The 20,656-nt window shown below is 73.6% G+C and carries 18 protein-coding genes and 1 pseudogene; 6 read left to right on the forward strand and 13 right to left on the reverse strand.

Annotated elements, in window-relative coordinates; genetic code table 11:
• The first annotated feature begins 39 nt into the window (after nt 1–39).
• Both AB0O28_RS21385 and AB0O28_RS21390 read left to right on the forward strand, forming a co-directional pair.
• Complete coding sequence (locus tag AB0O28_RS21385) at nt 40–2,082, forward strand: beta-galactosidase (protein ID WP_363642693.1); 2,043 nt, start codon at nt 40–42, stop codon at nt 2,080–2,082.
• 101 nt (nt 2,083–2,183) lie between these two features.
• Nucleotides 2,184–3,722: an FAD-dependent monooxygenase gene (locus tag AB0O28_RS21390; RefSeq protein ID WP_363642990.1), complete on the forward strand. Its 1,539-nt coding sequence runs from the start codon at nt 2,184–2,186 to the stop codon at nt 3,720–3,722.
• Between the two features lie 164 nt (nt 3,723–3,886).
• On the opposite strand, the gene AB0O28_RS21395 is transcribed toward AB0O28_RS21390, so the two are convergent.
• The 4 genes from AB0O28_RS21395 to AB0O28_RS21410 form a co-directional block, all read right to left on the reverse strand.
• Entirely contained in the window at nt 3,887–4,621 is a 735-nt protein-coding gene (locus AB0O28_RS21395) for a 1,4-alpha-glucan branching protein (protein ID WP_363642695.1), read from the reverse strand.
• A 315-nt stretch (nt 4,622–4,936) separates the two neighbouring features.
• Nucleotides 4,937–5,719 carry a hypothetical protein gene (locus AB0O28_RS21400; RefSeq protein ID WP_363642697.1) on the reverse strand — a complete coding sequence of 261 codons (783 nt, stop codon included), beginning with the start codon at nt 5,717–5,719 and terminating at the stop codon, nt 4,937–4,939.
• 177 nt (nt 5,720–5,896) lie between these two features.
• The gene (locus tag AB0O28_RS21405; RefSeq protein ID WP_363642699.1) at nt 5,897–7,201 is read right to left on the reverse strand and encodes a hypothetical protein; all 1,305 of its coding nucleotides are present in this window, start codon (nt 7,199–7,201) and stop codon (nt 5,897–5,899) included.
• Between the two features lie 155 nt (nt 7,202–7,356).
• On the reverse strand, nt 7,357–7,881 hold the full coding sequence (locus AB0O28_RS21410) for an NAD(P)H-dependent oxidoreductase (RefSeq protein ID WP_363642701.1): 525 nt from the start codon (nt 7,879–7,881) through the stop codon (nt 7,357–7,359).
• A gap of 468 nt (nt 7,882–8,349) precedes the next feature.
• Here AB0O28_RS21410 and AB0O28_RS21415 point away from each other — a divergent pair, with 468 nt between their 5' ends.
• Both AB0O28_RS21415 and AB0O28_RS21420 read left to right on the forward strand, forming a co-directional pair.
• A complete protein-coding gene (locus AB0O28_RS21415) occupies nt 8,350–8,487 on the forward strand; it encodes a hypothetical protein (RefSeq protein ID WP_363642703.1) in 138 nt (45 codons plus the stop codon).
• A complete protein-coding gene (locus tag AB0O28_RS21420; RefSeq protein WP_363642705.1) occupies nt 8,484–9,617 on the forward strand; it encodes a putative sulfate exporter family transporter in 1,134 nt (377 codons plus the stop codon). Before AB0O28_RS21415 ends, AB0O28_RS21420 begins: the two co-directional genes overlap by 4 nt.
• On the opposite strand, the gene AB0O28_RS21425 is transcribed toward AB0O28_RS21420, so the two are convergent.
• A complete protein-coding gene (locus AB0O28_RS21425; protein ID WP_363642707.1) occupies nt 9,610–9,813 on the reverse strand; it encodes a hypothetical protein in 204 nt (67 codons plus the stop codon). The two genes, AB0O28_RS21420 and AB0O28_RS21425, sit on opposite strands and share 8 nt — an antisense overlap.
• A 317-nt stretch (nt 9,814–10,130) precedes the next feature.
• Between AB0O28_RS21425 and AB0O28_RS21430 the strand changes: the two are divergent.
• A pseudogene (locus AB0O28_RS21430) lies at nt 10,131–10,724 on the forward strand (helix-turn-helix domain-containing protein); the annotation flags it as partial.
• 109 nt (nt 10,725–10,833) lie between these two features.
• On the opposite strand, the gene AB0O28_RS21435 reads toward AB0O28_RS21430, so the two are convergent.
• The 8 genes from AB0O28_RS21435 to AB0O28_RS21470 form a co-directional block, all read right to left on the reverse strand.
• A complete protein-coding gene (locus AB0O28_RS21435; RefSeq protein ID WP_363642709.1) occupies nt 10,834–13,620 on the reverse strand; it encodes a fumarate reductase/succinate dehydrogenase flavoprotein subunit in 2,787 nt (928 codons plus the stop codon).
• 2 nt (nt 13,621–13,622) lie between these two features.
• The gene (locus AB0O28_RS21440) at nt 13,623–14,408 is read right to left on the reverse strand and encodes an ABC transporter ATP-binding protein (RefSeq protein ID WP_363642711.1); all 786 of its coding nucleotides are present in this window, start codon (nt 14,406–14,408) and stop codon (nt 13,623–13,625) included.
• Complete coding sequence (locus tag AB0O28_RS21445; protein ID WP_363642713.1) at nt 14,405–15,280, reverse strand: ABC transporter permease; 876 nt, start codon at nt 15,278–15,280, stop codon at nt 14,405–14,407. Before AB0O28_RS21445 ends, AB0O28_RS21440 begins: the two co-directional genes overlap by 4 nt.
• The gene (locus tag AB0O28_RS21450; RefSeq protein ID WP_363642715.1) at nt 15,277–16,731 is read right to left on the reverse strand and encodes an ABC transporter substrate-binding protein; all 1,455 of its coding nucleotides are present in this window, start codon (nt 16,729–16,731) and stop codon (nt 15,277–15,279) included. Before AB0O28_RS21450 ends, AB0O28_RS21445 begins: the two co-directional genes overlap by 4 nt.
• A gap of 12 nt (nt 16,732–16,743) precedes the next feature.
• Nucleotides 16,744–16,971 (reverse strand): ferredoxin family protein, encoded by a 228-nt coding sequence (locus tag AB0O28_RS21455; protein WP_030510254.1) that lies wholly within the window; start codon nt 16,969–16,971, stop codon nt 16,744–16,746.
• On the reverse strand, nt 16,955–17,704 hold the full coding sequence (locus AB0O28_RS21460) for a GntR family transcriptional regulator (RefSeq protein WP_363642717.1): 750 nt from the start codon (nt 17,702–17,704) through the stop codon (nt 16,955–16,957). Before AB0O28_RS21460 ends, AB0O28_RS21455 begins: the two co-directional genes overlap by 17 nt.
• 148 nt (nt 17,705–17,852) lie before the next feature.
• Entirely contained in the window at nt 17,853–18,506 is a 654-nt protein-coding gene (locus AB0O28_RS21465; RefSeq protein WP_363642719.1) for a response regulator transcription factor, read from the reverse strand.
• The gene (locus AB0O28_RS21470) at nt 18,503–19,678 is read right to left on the reverse strand and encodes a sensor histidine kinase (protein ID WP_363642721.1); all 1,176 of its coding nucleotides are present in this window, start codon (nt 19,676–19,678) and stop codon (nt 18,503–18,505) included. The genes AB0O28_RS21465 and AB0O28_RS21470 overlap by 4 nt, the downstream gene beginning before the upstream one ends.
• Nucleotides 19,679–19,895: 217 nt before the next feature.
• Here AB0O28_RS21470 and AB0O28_RS21475 point away from each other — a divergent pair, with 217 nt between their 5' ends.
• The gene (locus tag AB0O28_RS21475; protein ID WP_363642723.1) at nt 19,896–20,612 is read left to right on the forward strand and encodes a hypothetical protein; all 717 of its coding nucleotides are present in this window, start codon (nt 19,896–19,898) and stop codon (nt 20,610–20,612) included.
• Nucleotides 20,613–20,656 lie beyond the last annotated feature (44 nt).

The following is a 20,656-nucleotide window of genomic DNA, read 5'->3' on the forward strand; positions in this document are numbered from 1 at the left end:
TGTTCACGTGACCATCTCCGAGTTGAAGCAGGAGTCCTTGTGCGATCTGACCACGGCCACCGGTGGCTGCGCTGGCCGTCCGACCCCGGACGGGCCCGCCTGGGGTTCGGGGCCGACTACAACCCCGAGCAGTGGCCCCGGGAGGTCTGGGACGAGGACATGCGCGCGATGCGGGCGGCCGGGGTGAACATCGTCTCCTTGGCGATCTTCTCGTGGGCCCGGATCCAGCCGGGCGAGGACGTGTGGGACTTCGGCTGGCTCGACGAGGCGATGGACCTGCTGCACGTCCACGGCATCGCGGTCGACCTGGCCACGGCGACGGCCTCGCCGCCGCCGTGGCTGACGGCGAAGCACCCGGAGATCCTCCCCGTGGACGAGAAGGGCCACACGCTGTGGCCGGGCGCGCGGCAGCACTGGCGGCCCACCTCGCCCGTCTTCCGGGAGCACGCGCTGCGGCTGACCCGGGCCCTCGCCGAGCGGTACGGCGGCCACCCCGCTCTCGCCGCCTGGCACGTCTCCAACGAGCTCGGCTGCCACAACGTCTACGACTTCTCCGACGACGCCGCGGCCGCCTTCCGCGAGTGGCTGCGGGCACGGTACGGCACGCTTGACGAGCTGAACCGCGCCTGGGCGACCTCGTTCTGGTCCCAGCGCTACGGCGACTGGTCGCAGATCCTGCCGCCGCGCCTGGCGGCCTCCTATCCCAACCCCACCCAGCAACTGGACTTCAAGCGGTTCTCCTCGGACGCGCTCAAGGACCACCTGCGCGCCGAACGCGACATCCTGCGCGAGCTGACCCCGGATGTCCCCGTGACCACGAACTTCATGGTGATGGGCGAGACCAAGGGCATGGACTACGCCGACTGGGCCGGCGAGGTCGACTTCGTCTCCAACGACCACTACCTGCTGACCGGCCCCCAGGCCCAGGACGAGCTGTCCTTCTCGGCCAACCTCACCGGCTCGCTCGCCGGCGGCCTGCCGTGGTTCCTGATGGAGCACTCCACCAGCGCGGTCAACTGGCAGCCGGTCAACCTCGCCAAGAAGCCCGGCGGCCTCGCCCACGACTCGCTCACCCACGTCGCCTACGGCGCCGACGCCGTCTGCTTCTTCCAGTGGCGGCAGTCGGCGGGCGGGGCCGAGAAGTACCACTCGGCGATGGTCCCCCACGCGGGCACCGACAGTGACGTGTTCCGGTCGGTCGCCGAGCTGGGCGCCACGCTGGCCGCCCTCGCGCCGGTCGCGGGCAGCCGGCGGCGCCGCGCCTCCGTGGCCGTCGTGTTCGACTGGGACTCGTGGTGGGCCGGCGAGCTCGACTCCCATCCCACCTCGCTGCTGCGCTACCGCCAGGAGGCCCTCGACTGGTACACCGCGTTCCTCGACGCGGGCGTCCGGGTGGACGTGGTCGACGTGGACGACGACCTCAGCGGCTACCGGCTGCTCGTGGCACCGATCCTGCACGTCGTGCCCGCCGCGCTCACGCGCAGGCTGGAGGACTACGTCGCCTCGGGCGGGCACCTCGTCACCACCTACTTCTCCGGCATCGTCGACGAGGACGACCACGTGTGGCTCGGCGGCTACCCCGGGGCCCTGCGCGACCTGCTCGGCATCCGCATCGAGGAGTTCGGGCCCCTGCCGGCCGGCGAGGCCGTCGACCTCGACCTCGGCGTGTCCGGCACCCTGTGGACCGACCGGATCGACCTCACCGACCCGGCGACCGAGGTCGTGGCGACGTACAAGTCCGGCGACCACGCGGGACGCCCCGCCGTCACGACGCGCCGCACGGGAGCGGGGTCGGCGTCGTACGTCTCCACCCGGCTCGGTTCGGAAGGCCTCGGAGTCGTCCTCCCCCGCCTGCTGGATGTCGCCGGGGTCTCCTCGGAGCTGCCGCCCGAGGCCCGCGGCCTGGTCGACGTCGCCGTCCGCACCGACGGAACCGGCGACTACTGGTTCCTGATCAACCGTACGGACCGGCACGTCGACCTGTCCGCGATCCCCGGCGAACCCCTCCACGGACCCGCCCTGGCCTCTGACACGACCCTGGCCCCCCGGCAGGTCCGCGTCCTGCGACGGCCCCGCCCATAGCGGGGCCGTCACCGGCTGGCGCCGTCCCCTTCGCCGGGAGAAGATGACGGGGCGACGAGGGCCGGGCGCCGCACGCGCGGTCCGTCGTCCTCGCACCGACGATCACGTCAGCGGGTCGTTCCTGGGAGAGGCGCATGGGAGAAGTCGTCATCGTCGGAGGCGGCCCCACCGGGTTGTGGCTCGCGGCGGAGTTACGTCTCGCGGGCGTCGAGGTCACGGTCCTGGAGAGACGGGCGGAACGCGACCCGCATTCCAAGGGCTTCACGATCCACCCCCGCACGATGGAGCTGTGGGCCTCGCGCGGCGTCGGCGAGTCGTTCGCCGCGTGGGGCACCCGGGTGCCCGACTCGCATTTCGGTCTCCTCGACCACCGGATGAGCTACGGGACGCTCGACACCCCCTTCCCGTACGTCCTTCTGCTCGCGCAGCCGAAGGTCGAGGAGCTGATGGAGGGCTACGCCCGCGACCTGGGGGTGGACGTCCGGCGCGGGCACGCCTTCACCGCGTTGACGCAGGACGCGGACCGGGTCGTGGTGCGGGCCGAGGGCCCGGCGGGGCCCTACACCCTGAAGACGGGCTTCGTGGCCGGCTGCGACGGGGCGGGCAGCGCGGTCCGCTCGGCCGCGGGAATCGGCTTTCCGGGAACCGCCTCCACCGCGTACGCCTGGGTCGCCGACGTGACGCTCGACGATCCCCCGGCGGTGCCGTACTTCCAGACGACCGGCGAGACCGGTCAGGTGCTGGTCGTGCCCATCGGCCCCGGCCTCCACCGGGTGGCGGGCGTCGACGGCGCCGGTGTCCTCGGGCGCGGGGGCCGGCCCGCGGACAAGGACCTGCGCGCCTGGCTCGTGGCCGTCGCCGGCACCGATTTCGGCCTGCGCGATCCCGTGTGGGTGTCCGGCACGGGATCCGCCTCGTGCCTCGCCGACCGATACCGCAGCGGTCGCGTCCTGCTGGCCGGAGACGCCGCGCACCGCCTGTTCCCCGCCGGGGGCATGGGCCTGAACCTCGGCGTGCAGGACGCGTCGAACCTCGGCTGGAAACTGGCCGCCACGGTGCGGGGCTGGGCTCCCGAAGGGCTGCTGGACACCTACCACGCGGAAAGGCACCCGGTGGGTGCGGCCACGCTGCGGCTGACCCGGGGGCAGACCGCGCTCATGACGACGTTCACGCCCGAGAATCTCGCCCTGCGGTCGGTCCTGGACGACGCCATCGCGCGGGTGCCGGAGTTCTCCCGCTTCCTCGCGGAACAGATCTCCGGCGTCGGCGTGTCGTACGGGCGGGACGCCGGTGATCATCCGCTCGTGGGGACCCGGGCCCCCGACCTGCGGCTGTCCGGCGGGCGGGGGCTGTTCGCGCTGCTCGTCCCCGGGCGCTACGTGCTGCTCGACCTCACGGGAGCGGGCCGCGTCCTCGCCGGCCGGGTGACCGCGTCCCCGGAACCGCCCATGCCGCCGGGCTTGGCCGTGTGCGTGGACGGGCCGGTCGGGTCCCGGCCCGAATGGCGGCTGGTCCGCGCCGCGCTCATCCGCCCGGACGGGCACGTCGCCTGGGCCTCGGAGGAGGAGGACGACGCGGCGCTGCGGTCCGCGGCGGCCACGGCCCTCGCCGCCACGGCACGCGCCGGGACACCGGACTGACCGCCTTCCCGGCGGGCGCCCTCGGCGGCGTGTCCGGAAGCGTCCAGGAGAGCCCCCGGAAGCCCCAGGAAGCCCCAGAAGACCTCGGAGAGCGGAGACGAGGTGACCCACCCGTCAGAGCGGAGGCCCGCCCGCAGCGGCCGGACGACTAGGGGAAGGCGCGGTCAGCGAGACGCCCCGGTGACGACGGCGAACACGCCGCGGACCTCGGTGCCGTCCGGCAGCCGCCAACCGGCCGTGAGGTGCCCCAAGGCGTCGGCGGCGTCGGCTTCGCCGGGCCGCAGAACGCGGGTCACGCGCATGGTCAGCCGTCCGCCCCGGCCGCCGTCCACTGCACCGGCCACTGCACCGGCCACTGGGCCGCCCGCTGCGCCGTCCGCTGCGCCGTCCGCTGTGAGGGTGCGCAGGACGATGTCGGTGGCGTGCGGCGCCTCGGCCACGGCCGTCAGCCGGATCGGGCCCGGCGCCGCCGCTCCCGTGAAGCTCACGGTGACCGAGGGGTCGGGGGTGTCGCTCACGTTCTGGTCCTGCGCCTCGATGTCGCCCTGGAACAAAGCGTGAAGCTGCGCGACGAGGACCGGATCGTGCGTGCCGTCGTAGGCCCACCGCCGTCCCAGGACGCCGTGCTCCATCGTCCCGACGAGGGCGTGATCGGCTCCCTCCAGCGGCGCTCCCCGGTAGGTGAGCGGCACCTGGTAGGACACCGGCCGTTCGCCGGACACGTCGGTGACCACCATGAACTCCATGCCGACTTCACCCTGCGGGTCGTCGAGGCGGAAGCCGCCCGCCTTCGTCAGCTCCGGCCGCCCGTTGCCCTCGTACCAGGGCTGAGCGGGAAGCCATGACGTGAGCAGCTCCAGTTTGCCTGGCGCCAAGGTGGTGTGATGGATGACAGCCATTACCGTGAAGCCCCTCTGTCGGCGTCCCGTCACCTGTTTTCCCCGGCGCGGCCGCCCCGGGGCCGATCATCGTCTCATACGGTTCGCGGCGGTGACCGGCGGGGGCGGCGATCGTCATCAGGACGGATCGGACGTCAGGTTGGCGGTCATGCGCTCCAGGACGCTGACGGCGGTGCGGTACTCCTCCGGCGTGATGCCGGTATGGACAGGTCGCGGAACGCCGCGACATGAAAGGGCCGGTGTGGGAGCCCGAGTAGGGCAGGCCGCCGAACGGTACGGATGTGGATGCGGGTGCCTTCCGGAAGCGTGGAAGGCTCAGTGCGCGAGCACTCCCCGGCGCGGAAGCAGCGGGATGCTCATCGCGCACGCCGCGGTGATGGCCAGGGTGAGCAGCAGGCAGGGCAGAACGCCGCTGGACGGCGCCCCCGGCGTGACGGTGGCCAGGTAGACCGTCGACACGATGGCGGAACCGGCCGCGTTGACGATCTGCTGCACCGCGTTGAGCACGCCGCCGGCGCTGCCCGCCTGGGCGGCGTTCACGTCGCCGAGGGCGACCGCGAACACGTCGCCGAAGCAGCAGCCCATGCCCAGACCGGCCACGAAGCCGCGGTTGCCGAACAGCGACCGTTCCAGCAGCGGCCTGCTGGTGCGTGCCTGCTGCCATGCGAACGCGGCCAGCGCGACGGCTCCGGCGACCGTGCCGACGAGTGCCCGGGCGGTCCACTCGCTCGTGCCGCCGTCGACCAGTCCGGCGAGGAGCAGTCCGAGACCCGCCATCAAGGTGAAGGCGGCGCCCGGACGGATGCGGATCGACGCGTCGCCGCCGAAGGGCGGGATGACTTTCAGCCCCGCCACGAGCATCAGCACTCCGAACAGGACGTTGAGGAGGAACACCGAGCGCCAGGACAGGCCGAACGGGTCGAGCTCGATCAGCAGCCCTGCGACCACCGGGCCGCTGATCGACGACACCGCGAGCAGGGGCCCGAACAGGCCGAACAGCCTGCCCATCGACTCACGGGGGATCACCCGCACCAGCAGGACGAACCCCTGCGGGATGAGCAGGCCGCCGAACACCCCCTGTCCGATGCGGAAGGCCACGAGTTCGAGCGGCGTGGCGGCCAGGGGCCGTGGGGGCGGCGAACGTCATGCGCGCGAGGTTGTCCGCCGGCCCCACCACCAGCGAGAGGTTTCGCCATGACCACGGATTCGGCGGAAGGCCGGGACCTCGACGCCGTAGGACCCGCGCCGCTCGACGGGCCGGGCGTGCTCCTCGGGTCAGCGCGCGAGCGCCGCTTTCCGCGGCAGCAGAGGATGGTCGAGCGCCTGGATCTCCTGCTCCAGCCCGGCCGGCAGGCTGCCTCTCCCCTCGTTGTGGTGGTAGGCCAGGCCGGTGACCAGGGCGTTGCGGTAGTACTCGTCCAGATCCACGTAACGCCCCAGGGCGCCCGGACGCGGCAGCGGCCCGCCGGGCAGGCCGCCCGGCCCGCGCCCGCGCGGCGGTGCGAGCCCGCGCAGGCGACGCCGGTCGCGTGCGATCCGGTCGTAGACCGCCGCGCAGGACAGCCCGCGCAGCGCCGGATCGTGGAGCTGTCCCTCGGGCATCTCGCCGACGCCCATCTCGGTCAGCCAGCCGTTGACCGCGTAGTCGCAGGCGACCTTCCACAAGTACGGCTCCCGCCGGCCGATCCGCTCGTCGTGCCGCAGCACGGCGTGCAGCATCTCGCGGGCCAGCACGAACCGCCATTCCTCGGCGGTCATCGAGACCAGCGGGTTGACGTACATCTCGCCGGCCTCGGCATCGGCCGCGGCCACCGCGATGTCCCGGGCGCGCGCGAGGCCGGCGTCCGCCACGATGGTCATGCCCGCCGCCAGCGCCCCCAGCAGCGGGTACGACGACACGAACCAGGTGAGCGCGTGGTCCCACGGCTTCTTCGCCGCGCCGTGAACGCAGTCGTGCACGCCCCCGGCCACCTCGATGGCCGTCGTCGCCGCGGTGCAGACCCCGACCGCGAACTCCTTCTCGTAGTTGCGTGCCTTCGCGGTCTTGACCGTTCCGGCGAAGAAGTCGGGGAAGGCCGGCACGTCGAACTCGTCGGGCACCCCTGACGTGCGCCACAGGCCGGCCAGCGTCCGCTCGTCCTCGGGCGGGAAGGCGGGCGGCAGCGGCTCCGGCGCCCGGCCGATTCCGAGGGTGGTCAAAAACCTGTCCACGCTCAGGCAGCAGGCGGCCAGGTACGCGTGCCGGGGGGCGCGCAGCGGCTGCTCCCGGCGAGGGGTCTCCTCCCCGTACAGGTCGCCGGGCAGGGCCTTGCGCGGGTCCAGGTGCCCGAAGCCCGCGTGCAGCAGGCAGTGCGCGAACACCCATGCCCACTCGCCAGGCTCGGCGCGCCTTCCGGGGTGGTGGTAGACGCTGCCCGCGGGGGTGATGTAGGCCCACCGGTCGTGCGGCAGCTCGCGCTCGTCGGCCGCGTACAGGTAGCCCCCGAGGTGGCGGAACAGCGGGTGGGAGCGCACCTCCTCCCAGCCTCTGAGCGCGGCGTCGCGCCGGCAGGGGTCGTCCTTCTGCGTCCCGCGGGTCACGTCAGCTCCCTACCGCCCGGCGCGGGCACGGCAGGTCCCGGCCGGGCTCGACCGGCGACGAGCATCCGCCGCAGCCCATCACTACTCCCCGGCGCGGCTCCCGCAGCGGCGGCAGACCGAGGACGACGCCCGGCGCACGATGCCGCCGGAGCCGCTCACGCGGTCGCTCTCTTCTCCACGACCGCGATCACCTGCGGGGCGACTCGCTCCGTCCAGTCGGCGAGGACCCGGTCGAGGTCGGGGATCTCGGCCTCCAGCAGCGCCAGGCCGGGGGTGGGCACGAGCGCGCCCAGCTCGACCAGCACGGGACGCAGGTGCAGCTCGACCGCCAGGGCGTGCCGGGGAGCGCCCATGACCAGCAGCGGCAGCGCCACCGTCGCGGTCAGCGCGCCGCCGGGGAGGCGGTCGAGGAACGCCTTGAGCAGGCCGGTGTAGGTGGCCTTGTACGTGGGGCTGGCGACGACGAGCACCCGCGCTCCGGCGACCAGCTCCAGCGCCACCTCCAGGGTGGGCGAGGGGCCGGGGGTGAACAGGTGCGGGCCGATCGCGGACAGGTCCACGACCTCGGGCGGCCCCTCGTGCCCGATGCGGCGCCCCAGTGCCTCGGCCGCCGACACCGCCGCGAGATGGGTCCGGGAACCGCCGCGCGGGTTGCCGACCAGCACCACGAGAGAGCTCACGGGGCCACCGCCTCGTGGCCGGGCCCCCGGCGGTGCCGGACGTCCGTGCACGGAGCGGTTCCGCCAGGAGGAGCCGCGGGATGTCCCGGGTCCGGGGCGAGGCCGATCGGCCGGGGTTCGCGAATGGTCAACAGACGGTCCTCCAGATCGGAACGACGTTCGGGCGAAGCGGAGTCGCGGGTCACGGAGAGCTCGGCGCACCGGCCGATGCCCTCGCGCGCGTCGCGAGCGGCCGGATCGACCTGGTCAGACGGACGCCCCGGCTCATACCGCCGAACGTACGATCACGGGCCCGAGAAGTCAATATTTCCTACTCGCTTTGAGGAGATATCTCAGCCCTGCGCACCCCCGCCCACGGCCCACCATGCCGCCACCACCCTCCATTTTCCTGCATTCCCTATTGACTTGATGTGTATTGCCGTCCCACAGTCGTGCCGAGCACTCGCACTACCGAGAGAGGCGTCCGGCGTGAGCAACCAACACCCCCCGACCGTCGGCGAGCACACCCGTGCCGCGATCAACGAGGACTGGGCCGCCACCATCGTGGGTCTCGTCCTCCTCGCGCTGGTCATCACCGGCGTGATCCCGACCGGACTGGTGCCGTGACGAGCGACGAAGCGGCCGTCCCCGCCACCACGAGAGCCACTCCGGGCGCCGCAGCGAGAGCCGCGGCGTGGCAGTGGCCCACGCTGGGCGTCCTCGTCGTCCTCGTCCTCGCCGCCGGCACGAGAGCCCTGGAGAAGGGCGTGCCCGAGTGGTTCGCCGGGTCCGATCTGGCCAAGGCCATCGAGTATCCCGTCTACGCGATCGCCCTCGGCCTGCTGGGCAACGCGGTGCTCACCGCGACCGGGCTGCGCGACCGCCTGGCCGGCGGCTTCCGCACCGAGTTCTTCATCAAGACCGGGCTCGTGCTCCTCGGGGCGTCGATCAATCTGAAGGTGATCGCCACGGCGGCCGGTCCCGCGATCGTCCAGGGCATCGTGCTGATCAGCGCGGTGTTCCTGTTCACCTGGTGGCTCGGCGGCCGCCTCGGGCTGGACGACAGGCTGCGGGCGCTGCTGTCGGCCGCGGTGTCCATCTGCGGCGTCAGCGCCGCGATCGCGGCGGCGGGAGCCGTACAGGCCAGGCGCGAGCAGCTCGCCTACAGCGCGAGCCTGGTGATCGCGTTCGCCCTTCCGTCCATCTTCGTCCTCCCGGCGCTGGCCTCCGCCCTGGGGCTGAGCCCGGAGGTGGCGGGCGCCTGGATCGGCGGCAACATCGACACGACGGCGGCGGTCACCGCGGCGGGCACCCTCTCGGGCGAGCACGCGCTGGCCGTCGCGACCATCGTCAAGGTCACTCAGAACGCCCTCATCGGCGTCGTGGTGGTCGCGCTGACCGCCTGGTTCGCCTTCCGCGTCGAGCGCCGTCCCGATGCCGAGCGGCCGGGCGCGGGCGAGCTGTGGCGGCGGTTCCCGAAGTTCGTCCTCGGCTTCGTCGCGGCCTCGGTCGTGACCACCTGGTATCTCACCACGGTCGGCGCGGCCGAGGGCAAGGCCGTCGTCGGCGTCGCCAACGACCTGCGCACCTGGTTCCTCATCCTGGCCTTCGTCAGCATCGGCCTGGAGTTCCGGGTGGCCTCGCTCCGGGAGGCGGGCTGGCGCCCGGTCGTGGTCTTCGCCGCCGCCACCGTGGCCAACGTGGTGCTGGCCCTGGGGCTCGCCACGGTCCTGTTCAGCGGCTTCACCGTCACCTGAACAGCCGGCGCCACCAGGGCCCGCGCCCGTCCTCGTCCTCCTCCGGCGCGGCGTCGTCGTCCGGCAGGTCGTACCAGTGCGTGTCCCCGGGGTAGGGGTCGCGCCGCACACCGGGCGCCTCCGCCGCACCCCTGGGGGCGGGGACGGCGGCCACGGCCAGGTCCACGGATTGCGCACCACGGTCGGAATCGGTCACGGGCTTCATCCTGGCACAGGTTCTCCACACATTCGACATGTAATAAAGGGATTTCTGCTCCGTCCCGGGCGACCCCACGAACGACGCGGCGCGGGCGCGACTCGGCGGCCGACCGGGCCTCAGCCGGGGATCTCGGCTGTCACGGTCAGGACCGCGCGGCCGGCGGGGCGGCGCACGCCGGCTGACGTGTGCCGGTCAGCTCGCGACTCCCACCGGCGGCGTGGCCGTCGTCCGGGTCCGCAGTCGTGCCGAACCGGCCCTCGCTGAGCGTGAAGGCGACGCAGCGAATCTTCAGCATCGCCGCGGGGGCGGACACAGGCCGGCCCGCGACCACGCACTGGAACGAGGCCGACCGCTTCCGGCGGCTGTTTCCGCGAGTGCGGCTGGATGCCGACGTACTGTTCACCGACGACGGCGACGTGCTGACCTCGGCGGGCGTGGCCTCCGGAATCGACTTGTGCCTGCACGTCGTGCGCCGCGACCACGGCGCCGCGGTCGCCCGGCAGGTCGCCCGGCGCTGCGTCGTCCCCCCGTGGCGGGAGGGCGGCCAGGCGCAGTACGTCGAACGGCCCGTCCCGACGACGACCGACCTGTCCACGTCGGCCACCCGGGCATGGGCCCTCGAGAACCTGCACCGGCCGCTCTCTCTTCAGGAGCTGGCCGGACATGCCCGGATGAGCGTGCGCACCTTCACCCGCCGCTTCCGCGAGGAGGTCGGCGTGGCCCCGGGCCAGTGGCTCATCCGGCAGCGCGTCGAACTCGCCCGCCATCTGCTGGAGAGCACCGACCTGCCCGTGGACCGGATCGCCGCCGAGGCCGGGTTCGGCACCGGCGCCTCCCTCCGTCAGCACCTCACCGCCGCGCTGGGCGTCTCCCCCACGGCATATCGCCAGACCTTCCGGTCGTCGAGTCCGTGGCCTGAAGGGTCCGGCCGACGCGGCGGCGACGCGGGTGGACGTGCCGGCGTGATCGGCCGGCCGGGCCCCGGCCGCGGGGTTCCAAGCCGGTGCCCCCGCACATTCAGACCCCTGCCGGCACCCCGGTGGCCTCGGCCGTGGCGGTGTCCAGCGCCCTGCGGGCGTAGGCCCGGACGTCGGCGTCGGAGTCGCCGAGAGCATCCCGCAGGGCCGCGGTCACCTCGGGCCGCACCGCCCACGCGGACAGCGTGAGGACCGCGGCCTTGCGCACGTCGAGGTGCGGATCGGCCAGCGCCGCCACCAGCGGTCCAGCCGCGAGGGCCGGGCCTGCGGCCGCCAGTCCCCGTGCCGCGCCCACTCTCACCTGCCAGGCGGGATCGGCCAGGGCCCGTACGACCGTCTCCGCGAGGACCGGTTCCGCCTGGAGAGCCGGCCCGAGCCCGGCGAACGCCTCCAGCGCCGCGGCCCGGACGAGGAGGTCTGGGTCGGCGACCAGCCGCGCGGCGGCGGGGGCGCCGGCCGGCAGGCCGACGACGCCGAGCCCCCTGGCCGCCCACACGCGTACCTCGCGGTCCTCGTCGCCGGCGGCGAGCGCCACCCGCTCCGCGTCGTCGAGCGCGACCAGGCCCCTGACCGCCTCGATCCGCACCCGCGTATCGGCGTCGGCGAGCGCCGCCTCGAACAACGCGGCGTCACCGAGGCGCAGCGCCCGCAGGACGTCCAGAACGGCCGCACGGACGAGCGGATCCCCCGCCGCCCCGGCCCCCACCCCATCCGCCGCCACTCCACCGGCCGCTTCCTCTCCGTAACCGGCGGCCGCGCGGAGCGACGCGCCGAACTCGGCGGTCGCGGGCAACACCTCCACGAGCTCCCGCAGGCCGGTGGCGGCGGCGCGGCGCACCGTGCCGTGGGGGTCGGCGAGGGCCCGGACCAGCGCGGTCTCCACGCCCCGGGGCGCGGTCTCGGTCAGCGTCGCCACGGCGGCCCTGCGCACCTTGGGGTCGGCGTCCGCCAGGTAGGGAGTGATCTGGTCCAGCGCCGGCTCGCCGTCGGCGAGCCGCAGGAGTTCGAGGATGCGGGGCGAGCGCCCGATCGCCTCCACCGCGAGCCGCCCGCCCGCCCTGCGCCGCGCCGTGCCGGCCTGGCCGCCCGCCGTGCCGTACGCGCCGAGCAGGACGGGCTCGGCCGGGCGGGGAGCGAATCCCTCGACCGGCACGAGATAGGGCTCGACCGGGCGCTTGACGAACTCCATCGCCCCGGCGGCGTTCTTGCGCAGGTTGAGGTGGTAGAGCCACTCGTCGTCGTCCCGGCGGGGCAGGTCGGCGCGGTCGTGGTAGAGACCCCACCTGCTCTCGGTGCGGACCAGCGAGGACCTGGCGGCCATCTCGGCGCAGTCTCTGATGAACGTCACCTCTGCGCAGCGCATCAGCTCGTGCGGGGTTCTCGCGCCCATGGCCGCGATCTCCTCGCGCATCCGCTCGAACGTCTCCAGCGCGATGTCCAGCTTCCTGGCGGTCTTCGGCGGGGCGACGTAGTCGTTGACGAACCGGCGCAGTTTGTACTCCACCTGCGGCTGCGGCGGGCCGTCGGGATTGCGCAGCGGGCGGTAGACCAGCTCGTGCGCGTCGGCGATCTGGTCCTCCGGCAGACCGCCCGGCGTCCGGTGATGCTCGGCGGCGTGGGCGCCGGCGAGGTCGCCGAACACGAACGCACCGATCATGTAGTTGTGCGGCACGCAGGCCAGGTCGCCCGCGGCGTACAGGCCGGGGACCGTGGTGGCGCCGTTCTCGTCCACCCAGACGCCCGAGGCCGAGTGGCCGCCGCACAGGCCGATCTCGGAGATGTGCATCTCGACGTCGTGGGTGCGGTAGTCGTGCCCGCGCCCCGCGTGGAAGGTGCCCCGGGTGGGGCGCTCGGTGGTGTGCAGGATGTTCTCGAGCGCGGTGAGCGTCTCGCCGGGCAGGTGACTGGTCTTGAGGTAGATCGGGCCGCGGGCCGAGGCGATCTCCCTGGCGACCTCGGCCATCATCTGGCCGGACCAGTAGTCGCAGTCGACGAACCGCTCCCCCTCGGCGTTGACCTGGTAGCCCCCGAAGGGGTTGGCGACGTACGCGCAGGCCGGGCCGTTGTAGTCCTTGATCAGCGGGTTGATCTGGAAACACTCGATGCCGCTGAGCTCGGCCCCCGCGTGGTAGGCCATCGCGTACCCGTCGCCAGCGTTGGTCGGGTTCTCGTACGTGCCGTACAGGTAGCCGCTGGCGGGCAGGCCGAGCCGTCCGCACGCGCCGGTGGCGAGGATAACGGCGCCGGCGGCGACCGTGACGAAGCGGCCCGAGCGGGTGTCGAACCCGGCGACGCCGACGGCACGGCCCTCGCTGGTCAGCACGCGGACCGGCATCACCCGGTTCTCGATGCGCACCTTCTCACGGATGTCGCGGCGGCGAAGCACGCGGTAGAGGACCTTCTTGACGTCCTTGCCCTCCGGCATGGGCAGGACGTAGCTGCCCGAGCGGTGGACCCGGCGCACCGCGTACTCGCCGTGCTCGTTCTTCTCGAACTTCACGCCGTAGCGTTCCAGCCGCCGGACCATGTCGTAGCCGCGCGTGGCCGTCTGGTGGACCGTGCGCTGGTTGACCACGCCGTCGTTGGCCCTGGTGATCTCGGCGACGTAGTCCTCGGGCGTGGCCTTGCCGGGGATGACCGCGTTGTTCACGCCGTCCATGCCCATCGCCAGCGCGCCGCTGTGCCGTACGTGCGCCTTCTCCAGCAGGATCACGTCGGCGCCGCGCTCGGCGGCGGTGATCGCGGCCATGGTCCCGGCGGTGCCGCCGCCGACCACCAGGACCTGGCATTCCAGATGCGTACGGTCCGCCGGGGCAGGGATGTCCATGTTCACAGCTCCTCGATGATGCGGGCGCGCAGCCCGGCACGGTCGATGTCGGGGGTGCGCGGGTCCGGTACGCGCAGGACACATCCGATGCCGCCGTATCCGCCGCCCTGCCCGCCGCCCTGGCCGAGCACGACGACCCGGTCGGCGAGCAGCAGCGCCTCGTCCACGTCGTGGGTGACGAAGACGACCGTGGCGAGGGTGTCGCGGAGCACGTCGAGCAGCAGGCGCTGCATCCCGGCCCTCGTCTGCGCGTCCAGTGCGCCGAAGGGCTCGTCCATGAGCACGGCGCGCGGCGCGCCCGCCAGTGACCTGGCGAGCTGCACGCGCTGCCGCATGCCTCCGGACAGCTCCCGGGGCAGCCGGTCCTCGCAGCCGGCGAGGCCGACGCGGGCGATCCAGCTCGCCGCGGCCGTCCCGCGCTCCCGCCTCGGCACGCCGCGGATGCGCAGCGGCAGCTCGACGTTGCGCCGGACGGTGCGCCAGGGCAGCAGCGCGTCGTCCTGGAAGACCATCGCACGGTCGGGCGACGGCCCGGTGACGGGGACGCCCTCGGCCAGGACCCGGCCGGCGCGTGGCGCCAGCAGTCCCGCGATCGCCCGCAGCACGGTGGATTTGCCCGACCCGGACGGTCCCACGATCACCAGGACCTCACCGGGGGCGATGTCGAGGTGCAGATCCTCCAGCACGGCCTGCCGCCCGTAGCCGAGCGAGACGCCCTCCAGCCGGATGGCGAGCCCGGCGTCCGCGCGTGCGGTCTCCACGGCCGATCCGGCGGCACGCGCGCTCACCGGGCGGTCCCTTCCCCGCGAGGCAGCCATCGGGTGAGGCGCCGGCCGAGCAGTTCGATGGAGGCCGAGGTGACCCAGCCGAGCACGCCGATCGACGCCATGCCGACCAGCACCGCCGGGTAGTCGACCACGGTGTAGGCGTGCCAGGTCCGGTAGCCGACGCCGAACTCCCCGGAGATCATCTCGGCGGAGATCACGCAGATCCAGGCGACGCCCATGCCGACCGACAGCCCGCCGAAGACGCCCGGCAGCGTGCCCGGGAGGACGACGTTCCACAGCACGTGCGCGCGCCCGCCGCCCATGGTGCGGACCGCGTCCTCCCACAGCGTCGGCAGCGCGCGTACGGCGTGCCGCGTGCTCACCATGATCGGGAAGAACGCGGCGGCGAACGTGATGAACACGATGCCCTGCTCGTCGGTGGGGAACACCAGGATCGCGATCGGCACGAGGGCGATCGCCGGGATCGGCCGGACGACCTCGACGGGCGGCAGCAGCAGGTCGCCGATCCACCGGGACCGCGCGACCAGGACGCCCAGGGCGATGCCGGCGACGGCCGCCAGCGCGAACCCGGTGAGGATGCGGATCATGCTCTGGGCCAGGTCGAGATAGTAGATCCGGGTGCCGAGCTGCCGGCCGAACTCCGTCGCGACCTCGGCGGGCGAGGGCAGCCGGTCGAACCGCAGTCCGAGGCGGGCGTCCGCGGTCGTCAGCCACTGCCACAGCGCGACGACGACCGCCAGGGAGCCGAGCCTGACCGCCCATCTGCGCAGGCCGGCCGCCGTCCTCGTCCGGCCCGTCGCAGCGGCGGCGTCCGCGCTCGCGGCGGCGGGGGCGTTGGGAGCGAGGGCCGCGTCCAGCGCCGGGGTGCTCATCGCGACGCACCTCCCCCCGCCGCCTTCGGCTCTTGCGCCGCCGCCTTCGGCTCTCCCGCCGCGGCCTTCAGCGCCTCGTCGTAGCCGACGATCTCCGCCCGGGGGTGCTCCTTCACGTACGCCTGCGCGCCGTCGCGAGTGGTGAAAGGCTCGAACCGCTCGTTTTCACCGGCCGAAGGGTCGCGCACCCAGACCGATCTGTCCGCGAACCAGTGCGTCCCCGTGGCCGCGTCGGGCACGTAGGCGGCCCGTACGGTCCGGCCGCCCGAGATGGCGGCGGCGATCTGGCGCAGCAGGCAGGCGGGAGTGGCCGCGGGCCGGAGCCGGTCCTCCCCGGCCAGCCAGAGCTCGCCGGCCTTCGCCGGGTCGCTCACGGCGGTCCCGCAGGCGTCGTCGGTCCCGGTGATCCTCGCCGCGTTCGCGGTGTTCGCGGTGCCGGCGTCATAGGAGGCGCCGTACGCCTCCCTGAGGTAGGAGTCGTTCGCGAACCTCGCCACGTCGACGCCGTTGAAATCGGCGCCGATCGACTTCAGATACTTCTGGTCGTGGTCGAGGGCGGCCAGCAGGCGCGGCTTCATCGTGACGTCGAACGAGGCGATGCCGTCACGGCCGTTGTAGAGGTAGACGACCTCCGGCGGCAGGCCGGTGGCCGTGGCGACCGCCTCGGCCGCCTCCACGGGATGTCCGTGGAGGTAGTTCGTCGCGTCGATCTGCGCCTGGAGGAACGCCCGGACCACGTCGGGGTGCTCCTTCGCGTACGCCTGCCGTACGACGACGCCGTGGAACGTCGGCACGCCGAGCGCCGAGCCGTCGTAGACGAGCCTGGCCTGGTTCTTGAAGACGAGCAGTCCCGGCCAGGCCACGAACTGGGCGTATCCCTGCACGTTGCCCGACTGCAGCGCGGAGGCGCCCACCGGCGGCTGCTGGTTCACGACCTCCACGTCGGTGGCGGGGTCGAGTCCGGCCCGCTCCAGGGCCTGGACCAGCGTGCCGTGCCCGGCCGACCCCGAGCTGGCCGAGACCTTCTTCCCCTTCAGATCGGCCAGCGTCCGCACGTCCGACGACGGGGGTACGACGACCGAGTTCAGCCCGCCGCGCAGGTTGTAGCCGGTCACCGAGACGAGCTCGGTCCGCGCGGCGGGCAGGCCCTGGGTGCGGGAGGCGTTGATGAGGAGCGGGTAGTCGCCCATCGACCCGATGTCGATCTTCCCGGCCACCATCTTGGCGGTGATCGGGGCGCCGGTGTCGTAGTCCTGCCACTCGACCCGGTATCCGTCGCCGAGGCGCTTTTCGAGGTAGCCGAGACCGCGCAGCAGCGTCCCGGCCGTCACCGTGTTGATGGTCTTCGACTGGTATCCGACGACGACCGTCCGCCTGCCGTCGTCGGCGCCCGCGGACACCGAGCAGCCGGCCGCGGCCAGCAGCGCCACGGCGGCGATGAGCTTACGCATGGGGGTGTCCTTCTATCGCAGCAGGTAGGGGATGTTCACCGTGACCGCGTCGGCGGGGCACCGGTCGGCGCAGGGGCCGCAATACCAGCACTCGTCCACGTGCATGTACGCCTTGCCGCTCACCTCGTGGATGGCCAGCGAGTCGAGCGGGCACACGTCCACGCACAGCGTGCAGCCTTCGATGCACAGCGATTCGTCGATCGTGACCGGCACGTCGGCGCGGCTATTGACCAGGGTCATCGGTGTTCCTCCAGAGATGGCCACGCATGGTGAGGCGGTCGCCGCGGAACCTGACGAACTCCAGGTCGACCGGGCGGCCGTCGGACAGGTGGGTGAGGCGTTCGACCATCAGCAGCGCCGTGCCGCGCGGCGCGTCGAGCACGGCCGCGGTGTGGGCGTCGGCGTTCACGGCCTCGATCGTGAGCTCGGCCACGCCGAGCGGCTGGCCCGCGATCCGTTCCAGCAGCACGAACACGTCGTTGTGCACGAGGTCGGCGTCGAAGAGCGGCTCCCCCACCTCGCGGACGAGGTAGGTCAGGTCGAGCGAGAGCGGCAGCCCGTTGAGCCTGCGCAGCCGCTCCACGTAGACGACGGACTCGCCCGGCGGCAGCCCGAGCCGCCCCCGGACGGCGGCCGGAGGCGGGATCAGGCCCATCGCCCGGACCTCGTTGGTGACCTCGCCGTGCTCTCTGAGTGTCTCGGCGAGGCCGAGCAGCCGGTGCAGGCCGTGCGGGTACTTCTCCGCGGCCACCGTCGTGCCGACTCCCGGGCACCGCTCGATGAGGCCCTCGTCGCGCAGCAGGTCCAGGGCGTCCCTGATCGTGTTGCGGGAGGTCCCGAACTCCCGCGCGAGGGCGGACTCGAGCGGCAGGTGACCGCCGCCGAAACCGCCGAGCACGACCTCCCGCCGCAGCAGGTCGGCGACCTGGCGGGCCCTGTCCGCCCGGCGCCGTCTCGCGTCCGCCAACTCCATGAGGCGTAAGCCTACTGTTCAGGTAGGAATATGCGGATAACGGCGGGATTACGCCACCCCGGCGGGTCGCCGCACCGCCGTGAGCTGCCGTTTCACCGGGAGACAGCCGACAACCGCCACCCCGGGAAGCGGTGACGGAGTCCGCGGATCAGTCGTCCGGGGTGATCAGGCCGCTCGAGTATGCGTACGCGATGGCGCGGGCCCGGTCGCGCAGGCCGAGCTTGTCCAGCACCCGGCCGAGGTGGGTCTTGACCGTCGTCTCGCCGAGGAACAGCCGGGCGGCGATCTCCGCGTTCGACAGGCCGCGGCCGACCAGCGCCAGCACCTCCGCCTCCCGGGCGGTGAGCCTGTCCAGGGCCGGGTCGCGCGGGCGCGGGCGCGGGGCGCCGGCGTACCGGCCGATGACCCGCGGCACCACGGCCGGATCGAGCAGGCCGCGCCCGGCGGCCACCTCGCGCAGCGCCTCCAGGAGCTGCTCCGGCGGGGAGACCTTGAGCAGGAACCCCGCCACCCCGGCCCGCAGCGCCCCGTCGACCAGAACGTCCTCGTCGAACGTGGTCAGGATCAGCACCCGCACGCCCGGGTGCTCCGCGGCGATCGCCGCGGCCGCGCCGATCCCGTCCAGGCCCGGCATCCGGGCGTCCATCAGCACGACGTCCGGTCGCGTCGCGGCGGCCACCCGGACCGCCTCGGCGCCGTCGGCGGCCTCCCCGACGACCTCCATGTCCGGCTCGTCGGAGATCAGCATGCGCAGCCCGGCCCGCATGATCGCCTCGTCGTCGGCGAGCACCACCCTGATCATGCGATCCCTCCGGACGGGACGGGGAACGTCGCGTAGACCTCGTAACCACCGGCCTCGCGGGGGCCCGTGCGCAGCGTCCCGCCGAACATGCCGACCCGCTCGCGCATCCCCACCAGCCCGTGCCCGCCGGCGCGCGTCGCCGGGGCCCCCGGTGACGCGGCGGACGCGGCCGGGGCGCCGCGGCCGTCGTCGGTCACCCGGAGCGCGACCTCGCCCGGGCGGTAGGCCACCTCGATCGCCGCCCGGTCGGCGCCCGCGTGCCGCAGCACGTTCGTGAGGGCCTCCTGGGCGACCCGGTACGCCGACATGTCGAGACCCGCGGGCAGCGACACGGGCTCCCCCGTGACGGCCAGGGAGATGTCGAGCCCCGCGGAGCGCACCTGAGCCACCAGGTCCTCGATCCGGCGCAGCGACGGCGGGGGCCCGAGACCGTCGGCGGCGTCGGGCCGCAGCAGCCCGACCACCCGCCTGATCTCCTCCACCGAGCGGCGGCCGAGCTCCTCCACCTGGGCGAGCGCGTCGCGTTCGACGGGACGGTCGGCGAGCCTGCGGCGCAGCACTCCGGCCTGCATCGTCATCACGCTCAGCGTGTGCGCCACGGCGTCGTGGAGCTCTCGGGAGATCCGGGCCCGCTCCTCGTCGACGGCCGCGCGCGCCCGGGCCTCGCGTTCGGCGGCCAGCGCGTCGGCGAGCGCCGCGAGCTGCGCGGAGCGCTTCTGTTCCCGGCGCAGCAGCGCGCCGAGGCCCCAGGCGCAGCTGACCAGGGCGCCGAAGAACAGGAACTCCCACGGGCTCTCGCCGGACACGGTCAGCGCCGCCGCCGGCACCAGCGCGGCCGCCGCGGCGGCGGTCAGCCCACGGCGGACCGTGCTGCGGTATCCGGCGTGCGCCACGAGGACCAGCTCCGCGATCAGCTGCGCGCCGCCGAGACCCTCGGCCCCGGCCGCGAGCGCGAGGGGGAAACTCAGCATCGCGATGGTCATGCCGGTGACCGGGTACAGCGCGGCGACCGGGAAGCACACCGCGACCGCCGCCGCGAGCGCGATGTCGCGGACGTTCGTGCCGCCGCGCCCGGGGTCCGCGGCCATCTCGACCGCCGCCACGACCGCGAACAGCAGCGCGGCGCCCACGCCGAGCACCAGCCACTGTCCGCGCCCCTGCGGTGCGCGCACATCGCCCTCCAAATATGGACAATCGCGACCTCAGTGGCCGCAACATGGAGGGTAACGGCGCGCGGACCACCCCGGGATCGGCTCCCGGGAGGACGCCGCGCGGCCGTCCGTCCTCCCCGGAGACGACCCGGCGCCACCGTGGCCGCCTCACGGTCGCAGTGACGACGGGCCCGCACGACGATCCGCCGGACCGGGCCCCGGCCGTAGCGTTCCGGCCATGACAACGACGAACACCGGTGTCGACGCCTCCGGCGCGCCGCTGCGCCGCCTCGCCGGCGCCGCCCTGATCGCCGCTCCGGTCCTCATGACCGGCGGCATGCTCACCTCGCCGCCGCAGGCCGGCGACTCCTCCTCCGCCTACCTCTCCTCACTCGCCGAGGACTTCGGCCTGACCGTGCTGTCGGCGAACCTGTTCCACTACGCCTGGGTGCTCATCGCGCTGGGCGTTCCGGGCGCGTTGCTGCTGCTGCGCGGCCGGCGCGGCCGGGGGCTCACCACCGCCGCAGTGGTGCTCACGATGTTCGGGGCGGTGCAGATGTCCGGTCTGCTGCTGTCGGACTGGTTCACCGGGGCGATGCCGGACGTCGTCCCCCTCCGCGACGCGGTGCGGGTCTTCGACCAGGTGACCGCCGACCCCTCGCTGAACGCCTGGCGGCTCAGCGGCATGGCCGGGGGCGTCCTGCTGCTGCCGCTCGTCCTGGCCGGGCTGGCCCGGGCCGGCGTGGTCGGCTGGTGGACGGTTCCGGTCGTCGCGCTCCCCTACGTCGCCGGCCCGGCCGTCCCGGTCGCCGGGCCGGTGCTGGCGCTGGCCGCGTACGCCCCGCTCATGCTGATCGGCGCACGGCTGCTGCGCCGGTCCCGATCCGACGTGCGCACCGCCGAGGCGGCCGGCCCGTACGACTCCGCCGATCGGCCGGCCGAGATCGGCCGGTAGGCCGGACCTGCCGGCCGAGTGGCCGTCACCGTGAGCCCGGAGGC

Origin of the sequence: Microbispora sp. NPDC088329 (assembly GCF_040685655.1) — a bacterium.
GTDB lineage: Bacteria > Actinomycetota > Actinomycetes > Streptosporangiales > Streptosporangiaceae > Microbispora.